The sequence below is a fragment of the Inquilinus sp. genome, assembly GCF_057815775.1.
This window is the reverse complement of record NZ_JBYRFX010000487.1, coordinates 1-7880: the sequence shown is the minus strand read 5'-3', so window position 1 is coordinate 7880 and position 7880 is coordinate 1. Positions and strand designations below refer to the sequence as shown.

The window sequence follows — 7880 nt, the reverse complement described above, 5'->3', positions numbered from 1 at the left end:
GCGTCGCGGTTGACCAGCGTCACCTCGACCCGGTCGGGCCCGATACCCTGGGCATCGAGGGCCCGCGCCGCGCCGACCGCACTCCACAACCCCGCGAACCCGCCGCCCAGGATCAGGATACGCCGCATCGCTTCAGCCCCCCGCCGCACCAGCCCCAGACTAGGGCCGGCTCAGGGGCGAAGGCAACGCGCCGCTTCGGTGGCCCGCCCGGCGGCCTACTCCCAGGTCAGCGCGCCGCCGTTCTGGTATTCGATCACCCGGGTCTCGAAGAAGTTCTTCTCCTTCTTCAGATCCATCGCCTCGGACATCCAGGGGAACGGGTTCTCGGTCTCGGCGAACACCGGGGCCAGGCCGATCTGGGCGCAGCGGCGGTTGGCGATGAAGTGCATGTACTGCTCGGTCAGCGCCGCGTTCAGGCCGAGGAAGCCGCGGGGCATGGTGTCCCGGCCATAGGCGACCTCGAGCTCACTGGCCTCGGCCAGCATCCGCCGCAGCTCTTCCTGGAACGCCGGGGTCCAGAGATGCGGGTTCTCGTTCTTGATCTGGTTGATGACATCGATGCCGAAGTTCAGGTGAATCGACTCATCGCGCAGGATGTACTGATACTGCTCGGCGATGCCGACCATCTTGTTGCGCCGGCCCAGCGACAGGATCTGGGCGAAGCCGGTGTAGAACCACATGCCTTCGAACACGACGTAGAAGGCGACGAGGTCGCGCAGGAACGCCTGGTCGGAGGCCGGCGTGCCGGTCTGGAACGACGGGTCGGCCAGGTTCTGGGTGTAGCGCATCGCCCAGGCCGCCTTGTCGGTGATCGACGGCACCTCGCGATACATGTTGAACAGCTCGCCCTCGTCCAGGCCCAGGCTCTCGACGATGTACTGGAAGGTGTGGGTGTGCACCGCCTCCTCGAAGGCCTGGCGCAGCAGGTACTGCCGGCATTCCGGGTTGGTCAGGTGGCGGTAGATCGCCAGCACGATGTTGTTGGCGACCAGCGATTCCGAGGCGGCGAAGAAGCCCAGATTGCGCTTCACCGACCGGCGCTCATCCTCCGTCAGCCCGTCGCGCGACTTCCACAGCGCGATGTCGGCCTGCATCGAGACCTCGGTCGGCATCCAGTGGTTGTTGCAGCCGGACAGGTATTTTTCCCAGGCCCAGCGGTACTTCATCGGCAGCAGCTGGTTCACATCGGCGCGGCAGTTGATCATCGCCTTGTCGTCGATGCTGACGCGGCCGCCGTCGCGGTCGATCGCGCCGAGGCCGGTGGCGTCGGCGGCGGGCGCGTCCGCCTGCGGTGCGCGGGCGGGCGTGGTGGCGGCGGTGTCGGACCAGTCGAGCATCGTCATGGGCGGGTTTCCTGGGCTCTCTGAAACTCTGGGGCTCACTGAAACTCTGGAGGCATCGAGCCCCGATTCAGGGGCGCGGACCCTACGAGATGTTGTCGTCACCAGCAAGATAAACTCTAGCTGTAGTGGGTGCCGACCACAACATCCCGGTGATGGCGTGTCCGGCATGCCCGCACCGTCCATCCCGTCGCACGGCACGGGACCAGCTGCCATGAAGACTTCCGCTGCGCGTCGCTTCGCTATGGCAGGCCTGGCGCTCTCCTCCCACGGACACCCGTCTCACCACGGCTTCGCTTGCCAGCGAGCGATCCAGATTCTGCCTGCGACAAGGGAACCAAAGTCATATTGGCGGGTTCGCAGTTTTGGAGGGATGTGGAATCACGTCATTTTGAGAATAATTGTAGCTTTATTGCCCTGATCGCTGATGGATTCTTATAAGGAATCGCTTGCCACGGCCGCAACAGCACCTGTACGTGCGCAACCAGAAGGTTCGGATTCAACCAAAATTGAGAACTTTTTTTGATTGCAGCCCGGCGAACATTGCCGGAGAGTGATTCACGGAGTTGCGCAGACGGGGGGATGTTGAATCGCGCTCCACTTCCGGAACGGGAAGTGGATACAGCAGCAATGTGCCGATCTTCAATATCGGCACCATCAACAAATGGCTGCAGCGATCAGCCGGCAGGTGAAACAGTGCGTTTCCCGGCTTGGCGTCTTCACGGAACTGCGCAATGCAGACAGGGGGACATCAAGAATCATGACCATTCCGCTCATGTCGGAATACCCACGACCTTGGTCACCGAGGCCGGTGCGACGCTGACGCGCCGAAGGCCGCCTGGCCGCGGGCCGTTGCCGCATTCCGGCGCCGCCCGCCGACCGCGCCCAGCGACTTCACACCAAGACCACAACCAGAGCTGAAGCGGCATTCCCAGGCGAGGCTTCGCCTCGCTGCTGAATGAATTCAGCCGGCACCCGAGCTATGCCTGAACCACCGCTCAACAAGGGGGAGCAATCCATGTGCATTCTGTGCCAGATGGGGAACAAGCAGGATCATTCCACCCCGGCCGCCAACGCGGCCGGTGGTGCGCAATCCTTCTCGTTCACCCAGTCGCAGCTCGATCACTGGCAGAACATCGACCAGACGCCGGCCAATCCCTTCGGCAAGGACACCAACTACGAGACGTTTCTCGATTATCTCGGGGCGCTGCAGCGCCCGCTGACGCCGACGCAGGCCCAGGGGCCGATCGTGGTCAACGTGTCGGACCTCAACGATCATCCGGACTACAAGGCCGCCGCCATCGCCGCGCTGCACCAATGGTCGTCGGTGACGCCGCTGCAATTCACCATCGTCGACGATCGGCCCTACAATCCGGCCACGGACTACCTGCGGGTCGTCAGCCCGGAGCTGGGCGAGGCCAATGACGGCAGTGCCTTCTCCTCGGGCCGTTTCGTCAGCGTCGGCCAGCGCTTCCATGACACCGAGCCGAACAAGACTGATCCGGGCGGCTATATCTACAACACCTTCATCCACGAATTCGGCCATGAATTCGGGCTGAACCACCCAGGTTTCTACAATTACGGCGGCCCAGGCGGCCCGCAGATCACCTATTTCAATGATGCGAAATGGGTCTTCGACAACCAGCAATACTCGGTCATGTCGTATTTCGACAGCATCGATACCGGCGGCACCACGGCGTGGACCAACACCACCCCCGGGATCGCGGATATCGAGGCCGTCATCCGCCACTATTTCTCCACCGTGGCGAATGGCGTGCGGACCTACCAGGACGTCCAGCTCAACACCGGTGACGATGTCTACGGCTTCGGCAGCACCAAGTCGGGCTATGCGCTGACGGCGACCGGCCAGACCCATGATGTCGGCTTCGTCATCCACGACACCGGCGGCCACGACACGGTCGATTTCTCGGGCTCGACCACCGGCACGATCCTGGACCTGCGGGAAGGCCGCTTCTCCAGCGTCAACGGCCACACCAACAACATCGCCGTCTTCGACGGCCACAACCAGGACGCGACCGAGTACTACATCGAGAAAGGCGTCGGCAGCCAGTACGCCGACATCATCGTCGGCAATGACGGCCAGAACGAGCTGCTCGGCAACGCCGGCGACGACCGGATCGATGGCGGCAACGGCGCGGACGAGATCCATGGCGGCGCCGGCGACGACCTGATCGTCGGCGGCCTGGACACCAAGGACAGCCGTGACCGCAACAACACGCTGCCGCCCGACAATCTACCCGAAAGCAAGGACGGCGACGACAAGCTGTACGGCGAGGCCGGCAACGACACGATCAACGGCGGGGCGGGCAACGACCTGCTGGACGGCGGTGCCGGGGACGACGTCCTGCGCGGCATGGCCGGCGTCGACGTCTTCCAGGGCGGCGACGGCAACGACACGGTCGATTTCAGCCTCGAAAGCCCGTTCCAGCTGCTGGTCAACCTGCTGACCAACGTGGCCAGCGGCGGCACTGCCTCCGGCGACACCTTCTTCAGCATCGAGAACCTGATCGGGTCGGACGACCGCATCGACCGCTTCATCGGCAACGACGCCAACAACCACTTCGATGGTCTCGGCGGCGGCGACGTCTTCAACGGCGGCAATGGCGACGACATCCTGGACGGTGCCCGCGATGGCGATGTCCTGTACGGCGATGCCGGCAATGACGTCCTGATCGGCGGCGCCGGGGCGGATTACCTGGACGGCGGAGACGGCATCGACACTGCCGACTACACGGTCGACGAACACCAGCCGATGTTCGGCCCACCGCGGACGCCCAGCACGGAGGGCGTGACCGTCAACCTCGCGCTCGGCACCGCCAGCGGCGGCGATGGCGAAGGCGACACGACGACGACGCACCAGTACGACCGGCTGGTGAACATCGAGAACGTCCTCGGCTCGAAATATGCCGACACCCTGATCGGCAATGCCGGCGTCAACGTCCTGTCGGGCGCCGCGGGCGATGACACGCTGTCAGGCGGCGGCGGGGCCGACACGCTCGATGGCGGCGCCGGCCAGGACACGGCGGCCTATTACGACAGCACCACGGGCGTCACTATCGCCCTCGGCGTGGCACGGACGCACTCGGAAACATTCATATCGATCGAGGGGCTGGCCGGCTCCGCCTTCTCCGATATCCTCACTGGCGACCCCGGCGACAACAAGCTGGTCGGCCAGGGTGGCGACGACGTCCTGCGCGGCGGCGCCGGAAATGACGTGCTGGACGGCGACTTCATTCCCTTCCCGGTAACCGGTGTGGGTGTCGGCGACGGCTATGCCACCCTGGCGGCGAATGCGGCGAACAACTCCATCGCGGCGGCCTATGACCTGACCAGCGACTTCTCGCTCGTAGCCGATTCCGACATTGTGGATGCAACAACCCTGGAGCATTCGACGGTCAATGCCACCGGCAACGGCGAAGGGGGCTACTACAAGCTGACGGTCAACGCCGGGACGGTCATCAGCCTCGACCTCGACCACACGTCGGACGGGCTGAGCGACAGCTACATCTGGCTGATGCGGGCCGACGGCACCGTGATCGCCGAAAACGACGATGCGGGGAACGATCCGGGCTCCAGCCGCAGGACGGATTCGGCACTGACCTTCAAGGTGGGCGAGACCGGGACCTACTACATCGTGGTCGGCCACTACGACAATGACACGGGGGCGCCCGAGCAGACCGTTCCCAATGGCTCGACCTATGAGCTCAACGTCTCCGTGACGCCGCCCCCGCCCGTGATGCCGAACATCGGCGTGGCCGGGAATGACACGCTCGAAGGCGGTGTCGGCAACGACACCCTCTACGGTCGTGCCGGCGACGACGTTCTTCGCGGCGATGCCGGCGCGGATCATCTCGACGGCGGCGCGGGAAGCGATCGGGTCAGCTATTTCTACGCGACCGAAGGGGTGACGATCGATCTCGCGGCCGGCATCGGCCACGGCGGCGAGGCCGAAGGCGATACCTATGTCGGCATTGAGAAGGCCAACGGCGGCAAGGCCGGCGACACGCTCATCGGCAATGCCGGGACCAACACCCTGTCCGGCCTCGACGGCGACGATATCATCGTCGGGGGCTCAGGAAAGGACACCCTGTCCGGCGGTGCCGGAGCGGACCGCTTCGACTTCAAGGCAATCGGCGACACCGGCACCGGCGCCAACGCCGATCTGATCACCGACTTCAGCCATGCGGAGGGTGACCGGATCGACCTTTCCGGAATCGACGCCGACAGCCTTCAGTCCGGGAATCAGGCCTTCAGCTTCATCGGCTCGGAGATCTACACGCACCACGCCGGCGAGCTGCGCTATGCCTCCATCTAGGCGACCACCACCACCATCGCCGGCGACATCAACGGCGACGGCACATCCGATTTCCAGATCGTGCTGAGGGGCATCATCGCCCTGGTGGCGGCCGACTTCGCGCTCTGATCGCGCCAGCCGGAACAGACGGGGGGCGGCGGAGCGATCCGCCGCCTCCTATTTTTTGGAAGGATGACGCGGCCCCACCTGCGGGAACCCAGGGCCGCAAACCGCCATTTCCCTGACAGGAGGTGTGCGATGACCAAAGTTCGCTATGTCGTCAGCCCGCATCACGGCGCGTGGCTGGTCCAGCAGGACGGCAATCGGCTCGCGAATTTCCCGACCCAGGTGAAGGCGAAGGGGTGGGTGCGCGAACTCGCCCGGAAAGGCCTCGAAGGCGGCCGGGAATCGCAAATCGTCATCCAGGGACGCGACGGTCGGATCAAGGAGCAGCGCAGCTATGGGCACGATCCTCGACGGCATCCGGGCTAGGCTTCATCCCGCGACGCGGCACGAAACCGCGGTCGAACAGGCGGTGCGCGAGGTTCGCGATGGCGACCTCTGCCTGAGGCGGCAAGGCCATGTGGTGGATCAGATGCGGTCGAGCGGGCACGTGACGGCGAAAGCCGAGGGCGACCTGGCGAAGCTGGCCGCCGCCCAGAGGAAGAATCTCGACCGTCTGCGCAAGCTTGTCGCCGACCTCGAAGACACGCCGGAGCACGGGCCACCAGCCCTGCGATCCGGTCACGGTCGATAATTTCAGCCGCTGCCATTCGGGTGAATGGCGGCGGCTGTGGTGTGGACTTACTGGCAGGCTTCGCAGGTCGGGTCGTCGATCGGGCAGACCATCGGCGCGCCATCGGGCATCGTCAGGTCGTCGCTGCCGAAAGCCGCGACCGGCACAGGAGCAGCGGCCACCGGGACCGTTGCCCCCAGGATCGGCGCCGAAGCGACCGGAGCCGGTGCCGCAGCGACCGGAGCACTGGTCACCGAGTTGAGCTTGCCGTCGGTGCCCTTCAGCGTCGACTTCTCGACGTGGGTCGCGCTCATCGCCCGGAGATAATAGGTGGTCTTCAGGCCGCGCTTCCACGCCAGCCGGTACAGCGCGTCCAGCTTCTTGCCGTTCGGGTTGGCGATGTACAGGTTCAGCGACTGGGCCTGGTCGATCCACTTCTGCCGGCGCGATGCCGCCTCGACCAGCCAGCTGGCGTCGATCTCGAAGGCGGTGGCGTACAGCGCCTTCAGGTCGTCCGGCACCCGGTCGATGGCGCCGAGGCTGCCGTCGAAATACTTCAGGTCCGAGATCATCACCTCGTCCCACAGGCCGAGTGCCTTGAGGTCGCGCACCAGGCCGGGATTCACCACCGTGAAGTCGCCCGACATGTTGGCCTTGACGTAGAGGTTGCGGAACGCCGGTTCGATCGACTGGGCGACGCCGCAGATGTTGGAGATGGTCGCGGTCGGCGCGATCGCCATGGTGTTGGAGTTGCGCATGCCGGTGCCGCGCACCCGCTCGCGCAGCCCGTCCCAGTCCAGCGTCTTGGAGCGGTCCATCTCCAGCACGCCGCCGCGGGCTTCGGCCAGCAGCTCGATCGAGTCGATCGGCAGGATGCCGCGGCTCCACAGCGAGCCCTCGAAGGACGGGTAGCGCCCGCGCTCGGCCGCCAGGTCCACAGATGCGGCGATGGTGTGATAGCTGATCACCTCCATGCTCTCATCGGCGAAGCGCACCGCCTCATCCGACGCGATCGGCATCCGCAGCGCCTGCAGCGCATCCTGGAAGCCCATGATGCCGAGCCCGACCGGGCGATGCCGCAGGTTGGACCGGCGGGCTTCCGGGATGGTGTAGAAGTTGATGTCGATGACGTTGTCCAGCATCCGCATCGCCGTGCGGATGGTGCGCTCCAGCCGCGCCCGGTCCAGGCCGCGCTCGGTGACATGGTTGGACAGGTTGATCGAGCCGAGGTTGCAGACCGCGACCTCGTCATCCGAGGTGTTCAGCGTGATCTCGGTGCACAGGTTCGAGGAATGCACCACGCCGACATGGCCCTGCGGCGAGCGGATGTTGCAGGGATCCTTGAACGTGACCCAGGGATGCCCGGTCTCGAACAGCATGGTCAGCATGCGGCGCCACAGGTCGAGCGCGCGGACCTGCTTGTGCACCCGGATCTCGCCGCGCGCGGCCTTGGCCTCATAGGCCTCATAGGCGGTCTTGAACGCCGGGC

Annotated in this window: 5 protein-coding genes; 3 read left to right on the top strand and 2 right to left on the bottom strand. The window is 65.2% G+C overall.

Annotated elements, in window-relative coordinates; translation table 11 throughout:
* Positions 1–215: 215 nt before the first annotated feature.
* Entirely contained in the window at positions 216–1343 is a 1128-nt protein-coding gene (locus AC3XYG_RS17295; RefSeq protein ID WP_489141093.1) for a ribonucleotide-diphosphate reductase subunit beta, read from the bottom strand.
* 1015 nt (positions 1344–2358) lie between these two features.
* Here AC3XYG_RS17295 and AC3XYG_RS17290 point away from each other — a divergent pair.
* From AC3XYG_RS17290 to AC3XYG_RS17280, 3 genes are all read left to right on the top strand, one after another.
* Complete coding sequence (locus AC3XYG_RS17290) at positions 2359–5676, top strand: M10 family metallopeptidase C-terminal domain-containing protein (protein ID WP_489141092.1); 3318 nt, start codon at positions 2359–2361, stop codon at positions 5674–5676.
* Positions 5677–5913: 237 nt separating this feature from the next.
* Positions 5914–6147, top strand: a complete 234-nt coding sequence (locus AC3XYG_RS17285) for a DUF2188 domain-containing protein (protein ID WP_489141091.1) — start codon at positions 5914–5916, stop codon at positions 6145–6147.
* Positions 6116–6412, top strand: a complete 297-nt coding sequence (locus tag AC3XYG_RS17280; RefSeq protein WP_489141090.1) for a hypothetical protein — start codon at positions 6116–6118, stop codon at positions 6410–6412. Before AC3XYG_RS17285 ends, AC3XYG_RS17280 begins: the two co-directional genes overlap by 32 nt.
* Before the next feature lie 47 nt (positions 6413–6459).
* Here the strand turns inward: AC3XYG_RS17280 and AC3XYG_RS17275 are convergent.
* Positions 6460–7880, bottom strand: a 1421-nt coding sequence (locus AC3XYG_RS17275) for a ribonucleoside-diphosphate reductase subunit alpha (RefSeq protein WP_489141089.1), incomplete at its 5' end; no start/stop codon positions are given.

Bases quoted from the DNA above. Each gene is read 5' to 3' on its own strand.
- AC3XYG_RS17280 (WP_489141090.1), top strand. From the start codon at position 6,116: ATGGGCACGATCCTCGACGGCATCCGGGCTAGGCTTCATCCCGCGACG.
- AC3XYG_RS17290 (WP_489141092.1), top strand. From the start codon at position 2,359: ATGTGCATTCTGTGCCAGATGGGGAACAAGCAGGATCATTCCACCCCG.
- AC3XYG_RS17295 (WP_489141093.1), bottom strand. From the start codon at position 1,343: ATGACGATGCTCGACTGGTCCGACACCGCCGCCACCACGCCCGCCCGC.
- AC3XYG_RS17285 (WP_489141091.1), top strand. From the start codon at position 5,914: ATGACCAAAGTTCGCTATGTCGTCAGCCCGCATCACGGCGCGTGGCTG.